The organism is Blautia sp. BIOML-A1 (genome assembly GCF_009883055.1).
GTDB lineage: Bacteria > Bacillota > Clostridia > Lachnospirales > Lachnospiraceae > Blautia_A.
The window spans coordinates 25,608-47,221 of the sequence record NZ_WWVR01000014.1; the positions used below are offsets into that span (position 1 = coordinate 25,608).

Annotated in this window: 20 protein-coding genes; all 20 read right to left on the bottom strand. The window is 40.8% G+C overall.

The window, feature by feature from the left end:
* Window positions 1-8: 8 nt before the first annotated feature.
* The 20 genes from hemZ to GT674_RS08495 all read right to left on the bottom strand — a co-directional run bounded on the left by hemZ (window position 9) and on the right by GT674_RS08495 (window position 21,590).
* The gene (hemZ, locus tag GT674_RS08400; protein ID WP_161285282.1) at window positions 9-1,559 is read right to left on the bottom strand and encodes a coproporphyrinogen dehydrogenase HemZ; all 1,551 of its coding nucleotides are present in this window, start codon (window positions 1,557-1,559) and stop codon (window positions 9-11) included.
* Window positions 1,531-2,160 (bottom strand): MBL fold metallo-hydrolase, encoded by a 630-nt coding sequence (locus GT674_RS08405; RefSeq protein WP_161285283.1) that lies wholly within the window; start codon window positions 2,158-2,160, stop codon window positions 1,531-1,533. Before GT674_RS08405 ends, hemZ begins: the two co-directional genes overlap by 29 nt.
* Window positions 2,161-2,190: 30 nt before the next feature.
* Entirely contained in the window at window positions 2,191-4,524 is a 2,334-nt protein-coding gene (locus GT674_RS08410) for a RelA/SpoT family protein (RefSeq protein ID WP_161285284.1), read from the bottom strand.
* Window positions 4,525-4,640: 116 nt separating this feature from the next.
* On the bottom strand, window positions 4,641-5,165 hold the full coding sequence (locus tag GT674_RS08415) for an adenine phosphoribosyltransferase (RefSeq protein ID WP_161285285.1): 525 nt from the start codon (window positions 5,163-5,165) through the stop codon (window positions 4,641-4,643).
* A gap of 113 nt (window positions 5,166-5,278) precedes the next feature.
* Window positions 5,279-6,991, bottom strand: a complete 1,713-nt coding sequence (gene recJ, locus GT674_RS08420) for a single-stranded-DNA-specific exonuclease RecJ (RefSeq protein WP_161285286.1) — start codon at window positions 6,989-6,991, stop codon at window positions 5,279-5,281.
* 82 nt (window positions 6,992-7,073) lie between these two features.
* A complete protein-coding gene (gene secD / locus GT674_RS08425) occupies window positions 7,074-9,494 on the bottom strand; it encodes a protein translocase subunit SecD (protein WP_161285287.1) in 2,421 nt (806 codons plus the stop codon).
* Between the two features lie 24 nt (window positions 9,495-9,518).
* Window positions 9,519-10,883: a thioether cross-link-forming SCIFF peptide maturase gene (scfB, locus tag GT674_RS08430; protein WP_173902160.1), complete on the bottom strand. Its 1,365-nt coding sequence runs from the start codon at window positions 10,881-10,883 to the stop codon at window positions 9,519-9,521.
* Between the two features lie 90 nt (window positions 10,884-10,973).
* Window positions 10,974-11,114 (bottom strand): six-cysteine ranthipeptide SCIFF, encoded by a 141-nt coding sequence (gene scfA / locus GT674_RS08435; RefSeq protein WP_015541285.1) that lies wholly within the window; start codon window positions 11,112-11,114, stop codon window positions 10,974-10,976.
* 76 nt (window positions 11,115-11,190) lie between these two features.
* Entirely contained in the window at window positions 11,191-11,541 is a 351-nt protein-coding gene (locus tag GT674_RS08440) for a TIGR04086 family membrane protein (protein WP_161285288.1), read from the bottom strand.
* Between the two features lie 149 nt (window positions 11,542-11,690).
* Complete coding sequence (locus GT674_RS08445) at window positions 11,691-13,346, bottom strand: hypothetical protein (RefSeq protein ID WP_192926001.1); 1,656 nt, start codon at window positions 13,344-13,346, stop codon at window positions 11,691-11,693.
* Between the two features lie 396 nt (window positions 13,347-13,742).
* A complete protein-coding gene (locus GT674_RS08450; protein ID WP_161285289.1) occupies window positions 13,743-14,327 on the bottom strand; it encodes a YdcF family protein in 585 nt (194 codons plus the stop codon).
* 20 nt (window positions 14,328-14,347) lie between these two features.
* A complete protein-coding gene (locus tag GT674_RS08455) occupies window positions 14,348-15,112 on the bottom strand; it encodes an N-acetylmuramoyl-L-alanine amidase (protein WP_161285290.1) in 765 nt (254 codons plus the stop codon).
* Between the two features lie 72 nt (window positions 15,113-15,184).
* Complete coding sequence (locus GT674_RS08460) at window positions 15,185-16,111, bottom strand: DUF5688 family protein (protein WP_161285291.1); 927 nt, start codon at window positions 16,109-16,111, stop codon at window positions 15,185-15,187.
* Between the two features lie 253 nt (window positions 16,112-16,364).
* Window positions 16,365-16,844: a low molecular weight protein-tyrosine-phosphatase gene (locus GT674_RS08465; RefSeq protein ID WP_161285292.1), complete on the bottom strand. Its 480-nt coding sequence runs from the start codon at window positions 16,842-16,844 to the stop codon at window positions 16,365-16,367.
* 198 nt (window positions 16,845-17,042) lie between these two features.
* Window positions 17,043-18,266 (bottom strand): site-specific integrase, encoded by a 1,224-nt coding sequence (locus GT674_RS08470; protein ID WP_161285293.1) that lies wholly within the window; start codon window positions 18,264-18,266, stop codon window positions 17,043-17,045.
* 95 nt (window positions 18,267-18,361) lie between these two features.
* Window positions 18,362-18,568 (bottom strand): excisionase, encoded by a 207-nt coding sequence (locus tag GT674_RS08475; RefSeq protein ID WP_118197786.1) that lies wholly within the window; start codon window positions 18,566-18,568, stop codon window positions 18,362-18,364.
* 251 nt (window positions 18,569-18,819) lie between these two features.
* Complete coding sequence (locus tag GT674_RS08480) at window positions 18,820-20,073, bottom strand: hypothetical protein (RefSeq protein WP_161285294.1); 1,254 nt, start codon at window positions 20,071-20,073, stop codon at window positions 18,820-18,822.
* Window positions 20,070-20,240, bottom strand: coding sequence for a hypothetical protein (locus GT674_RS08485; RefSeq protein ID WP_161285295.1), 171 nt, complete (start codon window positions 20,238-20,240; stop codon window positions 20,070-20,072). Before GT674_RS08485 ends, GT674_RS08480 begins: the two co-directional genes overlap by 4 nt.
* Before the next feature lie 29 nt (window positions 20,241-20,269).
* Window positions 20,270-20,452, bottom strand: a complete 183-nt coding sequence (locus GT674_RS08490) for a hypothetical protein (RefSeq protein ID WP_118197753.1) — start codon at window positions 20,450-20,452, stop codon at window positions 20,270-20,272.
* A gap of 271 nt (window positions 20,453-20,723) precedes the next feature.
* Window positions 20,724-21,590 (bottom strand): hypothetical protein, encoded by an 867-nt coding sequence (locus tag GT674_RS08495; protein ID WP_161285296.1) that lies wholly within the window; start codon window positions 21,588-21,590, stop codon window positions 20,724-20,726.
* Between the last annotated feature and the right edge of the window lie 24 nt (window positions 21,591-21,614).

Consider the following 21,614-nt stretch of genomic DNA (forward strand, 5'->3'; position numbering starts at 1 on the left):
ACTGTTCATTACAGCCATGTTTGTATTCCTGTACGTTTTCTTTCTATCATTTCATCAATACGGGAAATATAATTCGTTACATCTTTGACATTTTCCACACGTTCAATGCGTTTCCCATGATCAAAAACCAGTTTGGAAGAACCACCTGCACCGAGTGCAATGATCGGCTGTTTTTCTTCCATAATCAGTATATTGTAAATCCCGGCTTTGTCAACCTTTGCATAGCCTACATTCTCAAAATTTCCCTTCATATTTTTCTGTCTGTACAGATAATAAGGACCCATTTCCATCTCGTAGGCTGCTCTCATGGTCATATCCATGATTTCCTGGTTGTTTTCAAATGTCATTTCCTGATATTTATCTTTAAACATATTCAGGCGTGCCGCTCTTTTTATGGCAAGTGAATGCACCGTCATACTGTCCGGTTCAAGACGTCTGACTTCATCCAATGTATGTCCGACCATCTCTCTGTCCTCACCCGGAAGTCCCACGATAAGATCCATATTGATATTATCAAAGCCACATTCTCTTGCGAGCAGAAATGCCTGTTCCGTTTCCTGTACAGTATGACGGCGTCCGATAATATCCAATGTTTCCTGATTCATGGTCTGCGGATTTACAGAAATCCTTGTCACCGGATAATTGCGGATCATCCTCAGTTTTTCTCTGGTGATACTGTCCGGCCTTCCGGCTTCTATGGTAAACTCTGCAAGGTTATGGCAATCGAAGTTCTCCATAAGGGCATCAAACAGGACTTTCAATTGTTCTGCCTCAAGTGTCGTCGGTGTTCCGCCTCCGATATATACAGTGTCCAGTTTTTTACCCTTCTGTTTCATTATTTCAGAAACAGCTTTAATTTCCTTACAGAGAGCTTCCAGATAAAGATCTACTCTGTCTTTCCACTGTTTCAGAGGATACGAACTGAAAGAACAATACAGACAGATACTTGGACAGAAGGGAATTCCTACATACAAACTGTATCCGTTCTCATAATCAATATCCTTAAGGATTTCTCTTTCTCTGTTTGCAATTGTAATGGCCAGTGCCGTCTTCTCCGGACTGACCATATAACGGTTCCTCATTTTCTGTGCCGCTTCTGTATTTTTCATTCCGGATTCAATAAGTCCCATCGCAAGCTTTGCCGGGCGGATTCCCGTCAAGTTTCCCCAGGGAAGAGTTTTTCCTGTTATTCTGACCAATAATTTGTACAATGCAATCTTTACAATGTCTTTTCGTTCTTTGCGGATTGCATGTGCACGCTCTTTGGTGTCACTGCCCTGTGCATCTGTACAGGAAACAAGGGCATCCGAAGACTGCCCTTCCACAAACTCTGCACTTGTCACACCTTTATTTTCGTTATCTTCATAGTAGATCATACAGGAATCATCCTGCTTTTCGATCCGGAAATAAAGATCACAGTCTGCCCCTTTTTCTTCGTAGGAAGATGTAATCTCACTTTCCGGATAAAAAGCACGGATCAACTCATAAATATCATGTTCAAATTCTTTATCCAGAAAAAGTATATCTATCTTATACAAATGGATTATACCTCTTTTCATAACCGATTGTTGTAGATGCATCATGTCCCGGATATACCTCAGTTTCATCCGGAAGTGTATCCAGAAGACGATGAAGACTTCTCACAATTGCCGCAGTACTTCCCTCCGGAAAATCTGTTCTTCCTACAGAACCCTGAAATACGGTATCCCCGCTAAAAAGCACACCTTCTTCTTTCAGATAATAGCAGCAGCTTCCTACCGTATGTCCCGGCGTCTCGATCATCTGCACTGAAAATCCTGCCAGTTCTACGACCTGAAGATCCTTAAGATAAACATCCGCATCCAGTGTGCAGCTTCCGTGTCCAAATACCGACAAATTCACCTTGGGATTGAGAAGTGTCGTCTCTTCTTTCTCACTTGCATAAATCGGAATATTATATTTTTTTCGTACTTCATCTGCCGCCATGATATGATCAAAATGACCATGTGTCAGAAGAATCCCGACAGGTTTTCCCTGCATTTCGGAAACCTTACGCTCGATCATATCTGCCGCATCTCCCGGATCCACGATCAGCAGTTCACCTGTTTCTTTGTTTTTAAGGAAATAACAGTTTGTATAAACACTTCCGACAATGCATTTTTGTAATTCCAGTTTTTTCATACAATCTTCCTCTTTTTCTATGTTATAACATCAGCCTGCTGTTCCACGCTCTACATCCAGCACACTCTCAATCTGACGGATCTTTTCGATAAGAGAAGCCAGTTCTTCTTTGCTTCCGATCTCAAATGTAATGGAAATCGTAGCCTTCTCCTGCTTGTTGGTACGACTGTTGATCGTACGCATATCAATCTTACGTTCTGTAAAGACCTTGGAAATATCAACCAGCAGACCGGTACGGTTGTTTGCAAACACCTGCAGATCTGCCATATATTTCTCAGAGCCTTTGTTTTCTGCCGGCTGCCATTCTGCCTCGATCAGACGGGAACGATCTGCTTCTGACATATTCAGTACATTTACACAATCTGTTCGATGGATCGTGATTCCGCGTCCTCGTGTAACAAAGCCAACGATCTCATCACCCGGAATCGGACTGCAGCATTTGGAGAAACGAACTGCAACATCATGGATACCCTTGACTATGATTCCGCCCTTATTCTTGGTTACATGAAGTTTTTCCTGCTGTTCTCCTGCCGCCTCAAGCACCTGCTCATCTGTAAGGTTCTTCTGATTTTCTTTCTCATAAGCTTCCAGAAGTTTGTTGAAAACCTGACCTTCCTTCAGACCGCCATGTCCGATCGCAGCCAGTACGGAGTCCCAGTCGCGGAAACCATATTTACGCATAACAGATTCCAGGAACTGTGTTTTTGTGTACATACTGATCTTATATCCCTTAGACTTGGCATACTGTGTCAGCATCTCCTTACCTTTGAGGATATTGTCTTCCTTGAGTTCTTTCTTGAACCACTGATTGATCTTATTCTTTGCCTGTGTACTCTTGACAAGTTTCAGCCAGTCACGGCTCGGCCCCTGCGAATTCATGGATGTGATGATCTCAATACGGTCACCATTTTTAATCCGGTACTCTATCGGAACAAGCTTGCCATTAACTCTCGCACCTACCATACGATTTCCTACCGCGCTGTGCACGCAGTATGCAAAATCGATCGGAGTAGAACCATTCGGCAATGTTTTGACATCTCCCTGTGGGGTAAAACAATACACACTGTCCGCAAAAAGATCCAGGTCATTCTTGAGAAGACTCATAAACTCCCTGTTATCGGACATATCCTTCTGCCATTCCAGAATCTGACGGAGCCAGTTCAGCTTTTCTTCCTCTCGTTTGTCCACAGGAAGCTTACCGTCAGAAGATTCCTTATATTTCCAGTGCGCTGCGATACCATACTCAGCAGTTTTATGCATCTCAAAAGTACGGATTTGGATTTCAAACGGCTGTCCATTTGGTCCGATCAGAGTCGTATGAAGAGACTGATACATATTCGCCTTCGGCATTGCAATATAGTCCTTAAATCTTCCCGGAATCGGCTTGTACATCTCATGAATGACACCAAGTGCCGCATAACAGTCCTTGACTGTATCCACCAGAATACGGACAGCAAACAGGTCATAAATCTGATCGATGGTCTTATCCTGGTTGACCATCTTCTTGTAGATACTGAAGAAATGCTTGATTCTTCCATCCACCTGTGCCTTGATTCCGGCATCATCCATATGCTGCTTGACCTGTTTTACAATATTGCTGACAAATTCCTGACGCTCGCTCTTACGAAGTGCAACCTTCTTGACCAGATCATAGTATACATCCGGTTTAAGATACTTCAGTGACAGGTCGTCCAGTTCCACCTTGATCTTGGAGATACCAAGACGCATCGCAATCGGTGCATAGATATCCATCGTCTCTCTTGCTTTTTCCTGCTGCTTCTCCGGTCTCATATACTGCAGGGTACGCATATTATGAAGCCTGTCTGCAAGCTTGATCAGGATTACGCGGATATCTTTTGCCATGGCAAGAAACATCTTGCGGAGATTTTCTGCCTGCTGCTCTACCTTGTCTGCAGAATAACTCAGCTGTCCCAGTTTTGTTACACCATCTACAAGAAGTGCAACTTCAGCGCCAAACTCCTTTTCCAGTTCCTCACATGTCATCCAGGTGTCTTCTACAGAATCATGGAGAAGACCTGCAACAATTGTTTCTTTATCCAGTTCAAGATCTGCCAGGATGATTGCCACACATAATGGATGAATGATATATGGTTCTCCTGACTTTCTTTTCTGATCTTTATGTGCTTCTCTTGCTACCTCATAAGCCTTCTCGATCATTGAAATGTCTGTAGAAGGGTGATATTTTTTTACACTGAAAATCAGTTCATCGTACAAAACCTCCGGACTCGTAAAATCATTCATGGATTTTACTGCCGCATCTGCTTTTTTTACAGATTCCAGTTTTTCTTTTTCTACCTGATCCGGATTCTTCTCAGATTGTGTACTTTGTTTCTTCTCTGCCATTATCTCCCACCTGCCTGCCATTATAGATTCAGTCCACAGGCAGTATTTCCGAAATTTCTGGTCCCGGAAATACCGGCTGAAGCCTGATACATTATCGGGTTACTTCTGACTCTTTACTATTTACCTTCATATTTGATCACGGAAGCCACATCATAGCCGGCAAGCTTCTCTCTGCCTTTAAGTCCGGCGAGTTCTATGAGGAAAACAACCTTTACAACCTCACCACCAAGACTCTCCACCAGTTTAATCGCTGCCTCTATGGTTCCTCCTGTTGCAATAAGATCATCTATGATTGCAACCTTCTGACCTGGTTTGATGGAATCCTTATGCATCTCAATTGTAGCACTTCCATACTCCAGATCATAGCTCTGGGACACCGTCTCACACGGCAGTTTCCCCTGCTTACGAATCGGAACAAACGGTTTATGAAGATTATACGCGATCGGAACTCCGAAGATAAATCCTCTGGATTCTGTTCCTGCGATCACATCCACTTCTGCATCTTTAAGACAATCCTGCATGGAATCAATTGCAAGCTGTAATCCATCTGCATCCTGAAGAACACTTGTTATATCGCGAAAAATAATTCCCGGTTCCGGAAAATCCGGAATGCTTCTTATATAATCTTCTATTTTTTTCATATATGCCAACCTCCGCCACTTGTATAAATCTAGGTAATCAGTATATCACTTTTTTTGAGGGGAATCAATCTCTAACCCGACAAGAGTCGTTAAAATACAAGGTTTTTCGACTTTCAGCAATAGTTACGGATAACCGCCTGTAAAGTTTCCCTCCCCTGATATACATTAATTTCCGGATAATATGTAACTGAAATTGTTTCCTGTTTCTGCACAAAAGCAGCAAATTCATCCGCTTCGCCAAAATACACTGCATCTATCCGGGTTCCCCCCATATCTTCCAGTTTCATCTTTGCCACATTCTGATTCTTTCCCAAAAGTCTTAAATTTAATACCCTCAGCCCTTTCTGTGCAAAAAGAGGCTTTGTATTTCCCTTTCCAAAGGGTTCCAGTATCTTTAACTGTTCCGTAAGTTCTCTGGAAAGATACGATATCGGCATTGGCACATCAATCACTATCTTTGGCCGAAGTTCTTCCTCCGTCAAAGTACAGTTTTCATTCAGTCGTTTTCTGAACAGATCAACATTTTTTTCCTCTATTGAGAGTCCCGCTGCCATAGGATGTCCGCCAAACTGAATCAGAAGATCTCCACATTTCACCATCTCCTCGTACATGGAATAAGCCTCTATCGAGCGTCCGCTTCCTTTTACTGATGTTTCGCCTTTCGTAAGAACAAACACCGGCTTATGATATTTTTCCCTGATTCTTCCTGCAATAATTCCGGCAAGACTTTCATGGCAGTCCGGAAGATATACCACAAGCACACGATCCTGGTTCAATCCGGTTTCTTCGATCAGACGAATGGCATCTTCTTTTCCCTTCTCAGTCATTGCCTTTCTGCTCTGATTCAGAGCCACAAGATCTCCCGCCAATTTTGCTGCTTTTTCCTCATCCCTTTCACACAGAAGTTCCAGTGATCTTGCAGCTGTGTCAAGACGTCCGCTGGCATTGATGCACGGACCAAGAACAAATCCTACATGATATGCCGTAATTTCCGCTCCCTCCAGCTGATTTGCACGAATGAGTGCACGAAGTCCTGGCGTATGTGTCACAGAAAGCCGGTGCAGGCCTTCTTTTACGATAATCCGGTTTTCTCCCTGCAGATCCATAACATCTCCAACCGTAGCCACAGCAGCCAGTTCTGTAAATTCCAGCACTTCACTCTGCAAAATCCCTGATTTTTCATATAATGCCCATATCAGTTTCCAGGCAACCACCGCACCACAGAGATTTTTATTCGGATACCCACAATCTGTCTGTTTCGGATTGATCACCGCATCAGCTACTGGTATGATCCATTCTTTCCCATCAGAAATTTCCCTGAAGGGAATGTCATGATGATCCGTAATCACAACGGTAAGTCCACGTGCTTTTGCATCTGAGATTTCTGCGGATGCCGCAATTCCATTGTCACAGGTGACGATCGTATCAACACCATCTTCCACTGCTTTCTGGATCAGCTGCTCATGAATACCATATCCATCCTTGATCCTGTCCGGAATATAGGTATCTACATCAGCCCCCAGCCGCTGAAATCCTTTTAAAAGAATACAGGTTGAAGTCACACCATCTATATCGTAATCTCCAATAATCCGGATTTTTTTGTGTTCCCTGATTTTCTTCAGAAGGATCTCCACTGCCTCATGCATATCCTTCAAAAGCCATGGCGATGGAAGTTCTTTTAGGGTACCATAAAGATAACTTCGAATATTTTCCGATCCTTCCACATCCCTGTTCCGAATCAGTCTTGCGATCACCGGATCAATTCCAAATTCCTGACTGATTTTTTGAAAATCCGCCCGTTTTGCACAGACCACCCATTTTTCCATTGTCGTTTCTCCTTTTAATATCCTGCCATAAAACATATATTCCCGGAACAGATAACCTGCCCCGGGAATACACTTTGTTCAATTATTCTTTTTTATTATCTGCAGCTTCTTTCGCTGCTGCCTCCTGAGCTGCAAGACGTTCTGCAACTCTCTTACGATTTTTCTTTTTCGGCTGATTCTTGCTCTTTTTACCAGACTGCTGTGCATTCTGATTGTTTTTGGCCGGCTGTTTTCCAGTGTTTTTGGAAACTGTAGTGCTGCCTGCCAGTGCCGCCTGCGGAACCGGCTTTTTGTAATAGCGTTTCATTACCAGCCACAGGGCACCTGTAATACATACAGAAGAATATGCACCACAGATTACACCTGCCATCAGAGGAGCTGCAAACTCGCGGATGGAAGATACACCTAGGATATACAGAACTGCAACCATGATAAATGTAGTAAAGGAAGTATAAATACTTCTTGTAAGAGTCTGTGTGATACTCTCATTTACAATCTCATCCAGATGATCTGGGTTCTTTCTTCCTCTCATATTCTCACGAATTCGGTCAAAGATAACGATTGTTGCATTGATCGAATAACCAACGATCGTCAGCATGCAGGCAATAAATGTATTACCTACGGAAATTCTGGAGATTGCATAGAATGCAAGTACGATCAGCACATCATGAAGCAATGCCAGAACTGCACTGCTCGCAAAACGGATATCCTTGAAACGGAACCAGATATATGCAAGCATAAAAAGTGTAGCTACGATCACGGCTACGATCGCATCTCTTCTCATTTCAGAGCTTACCGTAGCAGAAATACTTTCCGTTGTGATCAGACTCTCATCCACACTGAATTTCTCAACCAGAGCTGCATTCAGTTTTTCTCTTTCCTCCTGAGACAGTGTACGGGTCTTGATAACTACCTGATTTGTGCCGGATACCTTGGTCGGCTGTACATTCTTGTCTCCGGTAACCTCCTCTACAACCGGTGTGACATCAGAATCAATCTGCTTGATATCCATATCTTCATTAAATGTCACAGTTGTTGCAGTTCCACCGGAGAAGTCGAGTGCATAGTTCAATGCTGTTCCATCGGTCTGATGATGAACTGCCATTGCAACCGGGCCACTCAGGATCAGGATAATGGAGATAATGAAAAATACTTTACGTTTGCCGACAAAATCCACAAATTTACGCTGTTTTGCACTTCCATAGAATTTCGGATCACGGATTCCTACTGCATACAGTGCATTTACCACCAGTCGGGATACCACCAGTGCTGTGAACATGGAAACCACGATACCAAGAGCCAGTGTATATGCAAAGCCCTTAACAGTACCGGAACCCAGCCACATCAGAACCAATGCAGCGATCAGGGTTGTGATATTTCCGTCGACAATCGCACTGAATGCTTTTGCAAATCCTGCCTTGATCGAAGTCCTTACAGAGTTGCCTGCTGCAATCTCTTCCTGGATACGTGCATAAATGATGACGTTGGCATCCACTGCCATACCAATACCAAGAATGATACCGGCAATACCCGGAAGGGTAAGCGTAATGTCGAATGCATTCAGAGTGATCAGCACGAGTGCTGTATACAGAACCAGTGCTATGCCCGCAACCACACCAGGAACACGATACATCAGGATCATAAAGATGATAACGATCACAAGTCCTATAAGACCGGCTAAAACGCTGGTAGAAATTGCCTCCTCACCAAGCTGTGCCGCAACCACACTGGAACGAAGTTCTTCAAGTTCAATACTCAGAGAACCAATACGGATATAAGAAGCAAGATTCTGTGCTTCTTCTACGTCTGACATACCAGTGATCTGTGCCTGCCCACCGGTGATTGCTTCATTTACTTTCGGAGCACTTAAAATCTGATTGTCATAAACGATTGCAATCTGCTTTCCAACATTTGCTTCTGTTGCTTCTGCAAATTTCGTCTTTCCCTCATCTGTAAGCGTCAGGCTGACTGCATATTCTCTGGAACTGTTTTTGTCAGACTGGAACGCACCTCCCTGGGCATCCTTCACGTCTGTACCTTCCAGAACCACTGATCCGGCTTCACGGATCTCATCAAGGCTTCTTGCAAGTGCATAACCACTTCCTGTGTTGGAAAAGTTCGCATTACCATCATCGTCCGTCTGTGTGATAAAACACAGAGAACCTGGTTTTCCGAGATCATTCAGAATTTCATCTGCATCTGTGACTCCCGGAATCTCTACCGCAATACGGTCGTTTCCTTCTTTGTACACCTGTGCTTCCGTACTATACTGCTCTACACGCTTCTGGAGCTTATATACAGTATCTGACATATCTTCCGCACTTGGATTACTGTCTTTTGCCTGATAGGTAATGCTGACACCACCTGACAGGTCCAGACCGGTCTTGATGTTCTTTGCTGCACCAGTTCCTGTTGGTCCAAAACCAATACCGGCCGTATAACACAGAAAGACTGTGATAATGGCGGTCAGGAGCAGCACAACGATTGCTCTGTTTTTCTTCATCGTTTTTTCCTTTCCTGAATTATTTTATTCCGCTAATGCGGCCTTTATCATGATTGCGCACTCCACTCTCTTACGCTGAAGCTCGCACCCGATATCATAATTGCCATTAATATCTTTCTGGAAATGATACGCATTGGCAGCACATCCGCCACTGCAGTAAAATCTTGCAAAGCATTCCTTACAGGATTCCTTTGTATATACATTGCACTTACTGAAATCACAACGAACCTCAGGTCTTGTGATTCCCTCGTCCACATTCCCCATAAGGAACTGTTCTTCGCCAACAAACTGATGGCATGGATAAAAATCTCCCCACGGCGTTACTGCAAGATATTCTGTTCCTGAACCACATCCGGACAGACGCTTGTAAACACACGGCCCACCAGTAAGGTCGATCATAAAATGGAAGAAATTAAAACCTTTGCCGGCTTTTTCTCTGGCGATCATTTCTTTCGCAAGAGCATCATATTCTTCCATGATCTGTGGAATATCCTCTTCTCTGATCGCATAATCCTCCGTCTCCGGGGCAACTACCGGCTCAACAGAAATCTGTTTGAACCCGAGATCAGCCAGATGCAGGACATCTTTTGAAAAATCAAGATTATGATGAGTAAAGGTACCTCGCACATAATATTTATCCTGATTTCTGGACTCCGCAAACTTCTGGAATTTCGGAATGATCAGATCATAGCTTCCTGCCCCCTTGCGGAACGGACGCATAAAATCATGTACTTCCTTACGGCCATCCACACTGAGAACCACATTCCCCATCTCACGATTACAGAACTCCATGACTTCATCATTGAGAAGCACTCCATTCGTTGTGAGTGTGAAACGGAATTTCTTATTATGAAGCTTTTCCTGCTCTCTTCCGTATGCAACCAGGTCTTTGACTACCTGCCAGTTCATCAGAGGTTCCCCTCCAAAGAAATCCACCTCCAGATTCTTTCTGGAACCGGAATTTGCAATCAGAAAATCCAGTGCTTTCTTTCCAACTTCGAAGGACATCAGTGCACGTCTTCCGTGATACTCTCCTTCTTCAGCAAAACAATATCGACAGGCCAGATTACAGTCATGTGCAATGTGCAGGCACAATGCTTTAACTACGGTCTGTCGATTCTTTGTAAATTCCTCTATTACATTTTCGTATGCATCTCTGGTGAAAAGCATTCCCTGTTCTTTAAGCTTCTCACACTCAGAAACAGAAGTACGGATATCCTTCTCCGGAAAACGCTCCGCTAATTTAGCAACAATCTCGTCTTCCTTCAGTCCTTCTTCCATATACGGAAGTACTTCATATGTGACTAAGTCCACCAGATGGATGCATCCACTGTTTATATCCAGAACAATATTATAACCATTGTTCTGATATCTGTGAATCAGACTCATCTTTCTGAAAATCCTTTCCTAAAAACTTTTTATCATAAGAATAAGCAGCGGATTTCACTCCGCTGCTTAACTGATTACTCTGAACCTGCTTTATTTGTTCTCGCAGCTCTGATTTCCTACAGTACAGGAAGTTTTACAAGCAGACTGGCAAGATGTCTGACATTCACCACATCCACCTTTTTTCACTGTGTTCTGCAGATTCTTTGTATTTAATGTTTTGATATGTTCCATGTTAGCATACCTCCTTATGTATAATGTTCTGGGCATAGTATAGCATAAATCCGGCTCAAATAAAAGCATTTTTTTATCAGGACAGCATTCCTCCAAGCGTACCTCCTCCAAGGCACATACAAAAGGTTGTTATCATATGCTGAACGCTCATATCCCAGCTTCTGCTCACGATAAACGAAACTGTTACCAACAGCAGGAAATAGGCAAGCCCCGACAGAGCTCCCCAGCGATATTTCTCCCGCCTGGCAATCTTTCCAGCCAGAAATCCACCCGCCATACAGGAGATCACATAGATGAGGATAATCCCCACCGTGACTGCTCCCGTCCCGATATCCATCCAAAACACGAGACCGGCAAGAACTAAAAGACATACGCCTGTAAGCGCATATGCCAGAAATAATGCTCGCAATACTACCTTTACTCCCATACAGATACCCCCTCATATCTAAATCATATGCCGGAGTTATCTGTATATTTCCTGCTTATTTTATTTCGTAACTGTTCCGTACCCTCACAGCTACGAGTCAAAATGCATTCCAAATTGTCTCGCGGGATACTGTCTTCTGAATAATTACTTTATTTTTTTCTTTTTCTTAAATACACGATCACACCAACAATAGCCGCTGCCGCCGCTGCAAGAATCACAAACGGAAGAATTCTGGTCGGATCATTTGTGTGCACAGCCTTCACAGAACTGCTGCTATCCTCATCATTATTCTGTGCATCATCCGAAGCAGTCTCTGAAGACTGTTCAATCTTCTCTGTTGGCGTAACAGCTGTACTTAAATCTGTCTCCGAAGAAATATCTGTAGATGTATCTTCAGCTGAATCGGCTGAGGAATCTGTACTTTCATCTGCTGCCGGAGTAAGCTGTGTATCTGTAACCACACCGGTATCATATCCATCTTCTTCAATTTCTTCGCCAACCAAGGTCTTGCTTCCTGCAATTCCAAACGGACTGAAAGAGTGCGTACTGAATACCATGGTACTTCCGTCAACACTTGGTACAATTGTTTCCATGGCTCCACTGTCCAGAAGATGCTCAATTGTATAACTGTAACCTGCCTTGACCGGAACTGTCACACTTACATATTCTCCATCCGGAACCTCATATTCCGTATTGTTCTTAAGATCCCACAGTTCAAATTCATAGGACTGGAATACATTTGCCTCCGTTTCATTGGTAAATTCATAATCATCTCCACTGGCAACACGGAACTGCACATAATACGGCAGATCGATTCCGGACACAGTTATTCCATTACAGCTGTGATTTTCCTCTGCGAGCTCCGTCTGCTGTTCTTCTGTAAGATTTTTTTCATATTCTGTAGAGCGTTCATCTTCTTTGATGTCCTTGTCTGCTCCATCAAAGATATTATCCTTATCTGCTGCCGGAGTTAATGTTACCGCTGGTTCTTCCGTTACCTCAGGAGTTATTGTTGTTTCCGGAGTTTCCGAGGTTTCTGGTATCTGCGTTACTTCCGGAATTTCTGTCACCTCCGGTGTTTCTGTCGGTACCTCTGTCGGATTTTCTTTTTTATTATCTGATTCTTCCTTATCGTCAGTCTCTTTTTTGTCCTCTGTCTCAGATTTTTCAACTTCTTTATCTGCTTCTTCTGACGGTGTTTCTGTTATTTCTGCCTCTTCTTTCTCAGTTTCTGCTGGAGCCTCACTTACCTCTGGTTCCTCTTCTGAAGACTTATCCTCTGTCTGCTCTTCTGCATCTGTCTCATTATTCTCATTTTCCTCGGAGTAATCCTGGTTTTCATCATAATTCTCCTGATTTTCATTCTCTGAAGCACTGGAATCATCGTAATTCTCATCATAATTTTCTTCAGAATCTTCTTTCCATTCTTCTTCGGAATCTGATGCAATACTGTTAACTACAACCGTCACACTGCTGTAAATAGCATCAGATTCTCCATCCCAACCGGAAATCCTGGATAACACTGAAGAATCATATGGTTTAAATATCACATCATAAGACTGAACTCTCTCAGATGGCACACTGGAACTGTCTGCCCAGGTAAGTGTACCATATTTACTGTCCGGCAAAGAAATATCAGAAAGCGGAACCGGTTCTTCAATTGTCACATTATCCGGGATCAGACTTCCAAGCTGTACAGATTTATCTTCCGCATAAACCGGTGAAGTCTGAACCTGTCCAACCATAAGTGTTGCTGCAAGAGCTGCTATAGCAAAAAAATGTATATTTTTATTATTATTTTTCATAATTATGTACCTCAATCTATTCTAAACATTCTACGATGGTTTTAATTATTCAGTAACTACTCTGAATGATACTTCACAGGATTTCTCCCTGTTGAGTAGCTGTCGATGCCTGGCAATCTTTCAGGAATGCCTCTGCATCTTATTGCCAGATACGGCCTCATATGTATGACAGCCAAAATCCAGCCTATTATATTCTATCTATAAAGCAAATCAAATTAAATATTCTGACATCTCTATTTTCTCGACACGCCAAATTTTAATATACCAAACTTTTATCTTTTTGTAAATATTTCGTAACATAATATTTTATTTTACGACACACGTATTATAACACAGTTCTGCTTTTTTCGACACCCCCTAAATTATTTTCAGAATTTCCTTTTTATATTTTATATTTCACATCATTATTTGAAATTGACTGATAATTCGTTTTGTTTCTGCCATCACCTCATCAATCCCATGCTGTGACAATTTCCAGTTTTTCTTTGTAATCTCATCCACAACACAAGGGCATACCAGAATTTCTGCTTCTGGATACGCCCTCTGATAATACATGAATGCTCTTCTGGCATGGTAATTTTTACAGCATAAAATTGCTTTGCTTACTTTCATCCCCAAAAGATCGGTAGCTTTTCTTGAAAAAAGAGCATTCTGCCAGGTATAAGTAGCTTGATCTTCTCTCAGTATTACTGACTCCGGTACACCGTTCTTTATCAGAACATCTCTAAGGAATTCCCACTCTGTGTGATAATTTCCATCATATTTTTCTTTCTTTCCAGACACTCCAGAAAATTTCCCAGAGGATATGCTGTATTTTCCACTTGGAAGAATGACAGGTGCCATTCCTGCCATATAAAGTTCAGCAGCTTTCTCCGCCATATACGGATAACTATTTCCCGGAACAAAAATAATATCCGCCTGTTCCGGCTGATTTTCCATAAAAATAAACTCTTCTACTTCTTCCAAAAATTTCTCGTACATAATTTTCTCCTGTCTGTATTTTATTTTGTTACAATGATCGTACTGTATCCGGCATCCCGAAGCTTTTGCTCCATCTGGATCGCATTGTTGATCTGCTGAAACGCACCTACCTGAACCTTATAAAGATTATTTTCATAAAGAAGGAATCCTGGAAATCCCTGATCCGTAAGCTGGTACAACATTTGATCCGCATTCTCACGTCGACGGAAAGCTCCTGTCTGAACCCTGTAATACAAAGGCTGTTCTATCGTTTCATCACTCAATGTCCCCAAAACCGCAGTTGCAATCGCTTTCGCAGTCTCCTGTTTTTTTTCATCATAAAGCCGATTATCCGAATCAGAATTTATAAATCCTGTTTCTATCAAAAGAGCCGGCATTCTGGTCTTTCGAAGAACTACAAGTCCCGGTCTTGCCTTCACTCCCAATTCTTTAAATCCCAGTTCGCCAAGTGCTCCTTCTATATTCTGTGCCATCTCATATTTAATTCCACTTTTGTCATAAACCAGAACTTCTACCCCTTGGTACTGGTTCTCCTTCGGACTGCTGTTTCTGTGAAAAGAAATAAAATAATCTGCTCCCACTTCATTTGCAATCCTGGCCTTCTCAAAGGGTGTCTGATAGACATCTGTAGTCCTAGTATACACCACATCAATTCCATTGTCTTCCAGGATTTTACCAACTGCTCTGGTCAGTTCCAGATTATCATCTTTTTCTTTTCTTTCCTTATATATAGCGCCCGGATCTGTTCCGCCATGTCCCGCATCCAGTACAATTTTATATGCCAATGCCCTTCCTCCCAAAATGCTTTCTTAAATACTATATGCAGCATTCTGCTATTTGGCACCTTTTCATCTGTTTTAACAGAAGCTGAACGATTCTGACTCCGGATCATAATGATAAATCTGATAAGTAAGGAAATCCTCCGGCGGAGTTGTTTCCCTCACAGTATCTTCCAGGACCTGTTTCAGTTCTTTCGGATTTGCGTTTCGTTCACTGTGGATCATCACCTCATGGATGCTGGTAAATACCATATAAAATCCACATCCCATTAACTGCCCGATTCGTTCAGCTACCCCCGGCAGGAAAATTGCCACAGCACCATTCGTTCGAATCGTAGTGCTCAGACAATTTCCCAGAGCATCCTTCTTTATCTTATAATCACACATCAGATTCATAAAATTTTCTCCTGCATAATCCGGATTAAAAATCAGCCTCTCCCAACAGTAGATCCTGGGTGGTGAAATAAAGTACGTATTTAATAGTGCAGCATCAAATACCTCCCGCGAATCTCGTTTCCAACTATCCAACATGTGTCGTTTTATTTTGACACTGGCACTGCTCCCATCCAATTCTCCCATACTGGCATACAAAACCAACGCAATATCTCCAATCGTTCTGTAAATACAATCCTGAAGTTCCGTCTGATTCTTTTCTATATTTAAAAGACGAATAAACAGATAATCTTTGATTTTCTCATAGTCTTCCAGATTCTTAGACCGTTGGAAACATTCCGATTCTAAAATAACCTCCAGTCTGTTTAAAATTTCCTGAATAATCGAATCCATACTCCAGCCGTTCTGATACTCCTTATACAGATCCTGTACATACAATGCACATACTTCCACAATTCCTTCACCCTGCTGCCGCTTCAGTAAGAGCCGGTCCCCAGTCGTCGGGGGATACTCTTCTTCCTTCTTATAACAAATCATATCTTCTTTATAATCTGTCTCTTCGAGTAAATTTTTACGAAGTTCTTCTACAAAACATTCGTATGTCATGTCCATATTCATTTCCTCGTCTTTCTGAATGTTCGGGCGAATGCCCATGATTATTAATAGATAAGAAGGGAGCGAACGCTCCCTTTAGAGTTGCTGTATGAACAGTATAAACAGATTTCAAAGACGTGTAAAGAAGTTTTCATCGACAAATTCTACGTACATATGCCGAAAATCGTTGAAGAACAAAAGAAAAAATCGGACAAGTCCGCCTTTGCAGACATATTCCATATGTATCTGGCGTACTCCAAGCAAACTTTGATCAGAGCAATCTTCCACTTTTGACCAGATGTTCAAGGAATCCCTCGCAGCCTTTTACAATATCTCTATATGTAATCTCAAAATCCCCAGTATACCACGGGTCTGCAATATTTCCCGGGCAATCGGTATAATCCAGCAAAAGACTCACTTTATGCTCCGAATCACTTCCAAGAATCCGAAGCATATTTCGCCGATTTCTCTCTTCCATTGCGATCAGATAATCATATTTATCATAGTCAGATTTCTTAAGCTGAACTGCTCGTTTTCCATCACAGGAAATTCCATGTCTGGCAAGTTCCTTCTTCGCCGGAGGATACACCGGATTCCCTATTCCATTCCAGATTTCCTCTGTACTCGTTGCAGCAGATGCAATATAGAAATCCGACTGTAGTTGTTTTTTGTTGATCATATTCTTAAATACAAATTCTGCCATAGGGGAACGGCAGATATTGCCGTGGCAAATAAATAGTATTTTTATCATTGTTCTTATAACTCCTTATCTCTTGTCAAATCCTTGTTTTTACTGTATTTGTCAGCTTATATCAAAATTCTCTTTTTCTTATATCTTTTCACAATTCCTTATATTTTCCATGGCGTTTGGTACAAAAATTGGTACATTTTTCTTGAATTTGGAACATCATAATATTTTCCACTTTCTCATGGCATAAATAATGTGCTTTTAAAAATTGACAACTTTTGAAGTCTGCGAATTTGCACGTTTTTCTAGCTGTTTTAATTCTTGCTGTGCATCTTCCAAGCCTAAATGCGTGTACACGTTCAATGTTACACTAATATCTGAATGCCCCATTAAATATTGCAATGTCTTAGCACTTATACCACTTCTAGCCATATTAGAACAATATGTATGTCTGCATATATGCGGTGTAACTGTAGGCATCTGCACTTTGTAAATACTGTTGTACTTCTGGCATATATGCTTGAAATAGTGCGCCCAATGCAATCCAACTGACGGATTCCCGTTTTTATCCAGATATAGGAAACCACTTTTACCATCTATCATTGGTTCTATACGTGGCTTCTCTCGTTCTTTGATTATATTTCTGAAATGTTCTTCGACTTCTTTTGTCATTGGAAGAACTCTCTTTCCTGCACTCGTTTTGGTCGGAACAATGATATATTCCCCCTCTCGTGTCCGCTGTAACTGATTATTGACAGAAAATGTATGCTCGTCAAAATTAATATCATGCACTGTCAGACCACAAAACTCACTGATTCTCAAGCCTGTCTTAAAAAGAATGGATATACCGTCATAATATTTACTGAAATGCCTGTCCTCTTTTACAAAGTTTAAAAATAATCTCTGCTCCCGTGGTTTCAATGCTTCTCTCTGTACACTGTCATTAATCAATACTTTTGCCAGTTCAAAATTAAATGGATTGTAGCCGATTTCTTCATCTTCAAATGCCATTTGAAAAGCCGGACGCAACACGCCACGTATAGAATGTATTGCACTATAGCTTCTTCCGTTCTCCTGTAACTTAATCAAGAAAATCTTTGCATCTGAAAATTTAACCTTATCAATTTGCTTATGTCCGAATTCTTCTTTTTCCAGTATGTTCTGCACCGTTTTATAGCCAGCCTTTGTGTTATGTGTCACGCCCGTTTTAGTCGTTATATAACGCTCTACAAGCTGACATACCGTTATCTCTGTAGGAATTATACCCTTGCATATTTGCACCTGTAATTCTTGCTCTTGCGCCCTCAGAGAGGGTGTTGCTTTCTTTCCTGGCGGTGTTGTGTCTGCATTGGTTAATCTCCAACTCCTTATAATGCGACGTTTTCCCATACTATCTGTGTACCGATATGAATACCTCCCGTCTTTCTCTTGATGTTCTCCTGTTTTTAATAGTCTACCTTTATTATCACGTCTCTTTTCGCTCATATTGATTCCTTTCTTTCAAACCGAAAAGAATGTGACATAACATTTGTTTTAGTATGCCATGTCACACTCCAACCTGTCAATGATTTGCGCATACTTTAAATGGCGTCTAGGGAATCTATGAACCTTTCAAACAAAACACGCTTTATTTGAATACGATTTCCGTTATGCAACAGATATTTTGCATTTGGATTATCATGCACCAATCTCCTTAGTTTCGTTTCTCCAATGCGGAAATACTCCGATGCTTCTTCAATAGTCAATGTGTATTGATTCCAATACGGTATACAATTTGTATTTTCCATCCTAATCCTCTTTTCTCCATAGTTAAGCCGATAACTACCAATATTATCGTTATATTTTTTCCATAATTGCTTTTTATTTTCCGTTGTAAACACGAGCATTACCGTGATATGTGTTTACTTTTCCTCTGTTTTCATGCCCTGTAAACCCTATATTTCCGTACCTTTTCACGTATTTTAAAAAGCAAAAACGTTTTGACAACCAATAGATATTTTTGACTTATATGATAGAAAAGCCCCTTATTACCGCCCTTTTATACTTCTCGGACAATATCCCCAAGGAAAACGGGGACTATCTGATTAAGCAATATCTGTACGCTCATATTTTTTTCACATGCTATCCATTCCGTAAATAAAGACGGTACTGTATTGTACAAATTCAAAAGCCTGTCCCTGTTATCACACCACTTCCAGAATTGCTTTATCACATCATTTGATACTAAATCCGCATTTCTAACTTCTTCTTTTGGTGTTGGAATGTGACACGAAAACTGATCACGAGTATTAACTATATTTGTCTTTACATGGGTTGTTATTACCGCTTTACCTAATAACACTTTCTGCAAATCAAGATAATCTTCTGAACTGCAACACTTATAGTAAAAGAACCTGCTGCCACTTCTTATCTCCAAAATAACAATTTCTCTGCCATCTTCACGCACCATAACAGGAAATGCAGAATAACGTCCAGAAAATGCTTTGATATAGTCACGCATTTGTATATTTAAGGATTGCTTCATTGCCATTAAATTGCAAGCACAATTATTCCAATTATCTGCATTTACATGGGCGCAATCATTTCCTGTTCCCATGCCCCGACTTGTTTCTGGAATCCTGCGTATAAAGCCCTCACTACCATAATCTTGATAATACATATATACAAATCTCGATAAATTCATCAGCATATAGCCTTTGCGTCCATGCTTGTAATGAATCTGTATTCTTTGCCGACTTCCTCTATTTGGAGCAGGCACACATACGCTTCTATCAGCTAATACGGAATACAATTCTGCCGTATAATCTTGTATGCTAATGTGTCCGTTTTGATATGTAATAATATATTTTTCTTTGGGATTATTAGGACGGCATATCACATCTACCCATTCTTTCCCACATTCTTGTGGTGCAAACAGATTTTTCTTTCGTAAATCTATTAGATTATTGCTATAGCAAGACGAATCTAACAGATCAATTCTCTTATAGTCTAATTCATCTGTAGAAAGATTATGATAATGTGCATATACATATTTTCTCAACGAAATACTATTTTGACCGTTCTTCTCTTTGAATTTCAACATTCTTCTTTCTTGCCGCTTTTTGTCACAGACCAATGCTCCTGTCATTTCCATTTTTTCAATTATGGACTTTAATAATGCTTCATCATGGTTTATTATTTCCTTATGCTTGCTCTTGACGTGTTCAATGCAATAGCATACTTCATCTTCATACACAGTTTCATATATGATAATTGTGTTATTAGACGTTGTATATATTATATCTGGATTCAATCATCACTCCCCCTTTCCATAATTACAGGAGATACTACGCAAGTATCAATCAATTCTTCCATACAGTCACAACACAAATTTAACTGGATTTTGGAACCATCATATTTTGTTCCATATCCGCAGATACCATTGATGGAAAAATTCTCCTGTCTATCCCATATATCCATTTCCTTACCACATTTATTGCACCGCATCTTCACAATATGTTTTCCCCTTTCATCTTTTGGATAAATTCTCCGATTCTTAAAGCACAATCATCACAAACCTTTATATCCCCTACAGGTGTTTGTAAGCTGTGATAGCTTTCGCTGAATTGGATTTTATAGTGTGTAATTCCACAATTTTCCTTGCATATATCACATGCAATCTCTTGTCCCATTTGCAACCTCCGTATTGTTTTCACTGGCAATCTTCCGAAGAAGAAAAGCAATTTTCAGTTCATAATCCCCTAATAACATGTGTATCAGTAAGTTAGGTCAATTTTTACTGCGTCAAAATTTCCGAGCAATTTTAAAAGTGTCGAAAAGTCCCATAACCACCGCATTATCAACAGTTTTCCCTGACTTTTTCAAATACTATTTTCCCCGTAAATACCGCATTTTAGAAAACCGCCCCAGTGCGTCAAAATTTCCGAGTAGAAAATATATCTTTTATTCTTTAAAGAATAATTTCAAAACATCAACACGCCCTTTATTTGAGCCTACATAGAAAACTTCTGGATTGATACAAATTCTTGCTGTTCCGCTATCCAGTCCAGTATATGTTAATGCACAAAATCTTTGCTTTTTACCGTTGACATCAAATTCCAAATCATCATATATTTTCTTTAATTTACTGATACTGGACGTGTCTTTGTACCCGATGTAATCACAAAAGTCTTTCATCGTTACAAGTTGCACATTATCCAGATCAGCTTCAAACGGATTCTCACAAACAACATTCCATTCTCTGTTAATAAACGGAATCAACTGAAACAAATATCCTAAATAATTGTGATTCTTCCCATTCGCAGATTTATACAATGAACGTACCCCGTTGAAGTAAAACTGCTGATAATCTATTGCTGTTTTACTTTTCAACTTTCCACGCTTAAATATTTCATCGTTCAACCACAATTTACCGGTTTCTTCATCTTCCCGTATATAATAAGCCTTGACACTATTCCAGAATCTTTCACTCGTTCTTTTTGAAACACCTAAGATTTTTGGTAGATCAGACCGTTTAATCTCTTTTTTAGATTTAGCATTCAAAATCAACAGGTTATCATAAGCCGCATATGTACTAAGATATATCAATTTTGTAACTGTTGACGGGGACAAATCCGAAAAATCAAATGTCGTATTAACAAAAATATATCTTTCGCCTTTGCCCCTGTACCTGTTTATCTCATGTTCTTCACGCTCTTTTTTCATTCTGGCTCTGCGCTGTCGTTCATGTACAGAAATTATGACATCTCCACTGTTTATTTCTCCTACTTCTTCCCCTGTTTCGGTGTCAACTATTGCATATTCACCCATTTCTTACATTTTTCCTTTCTTTGT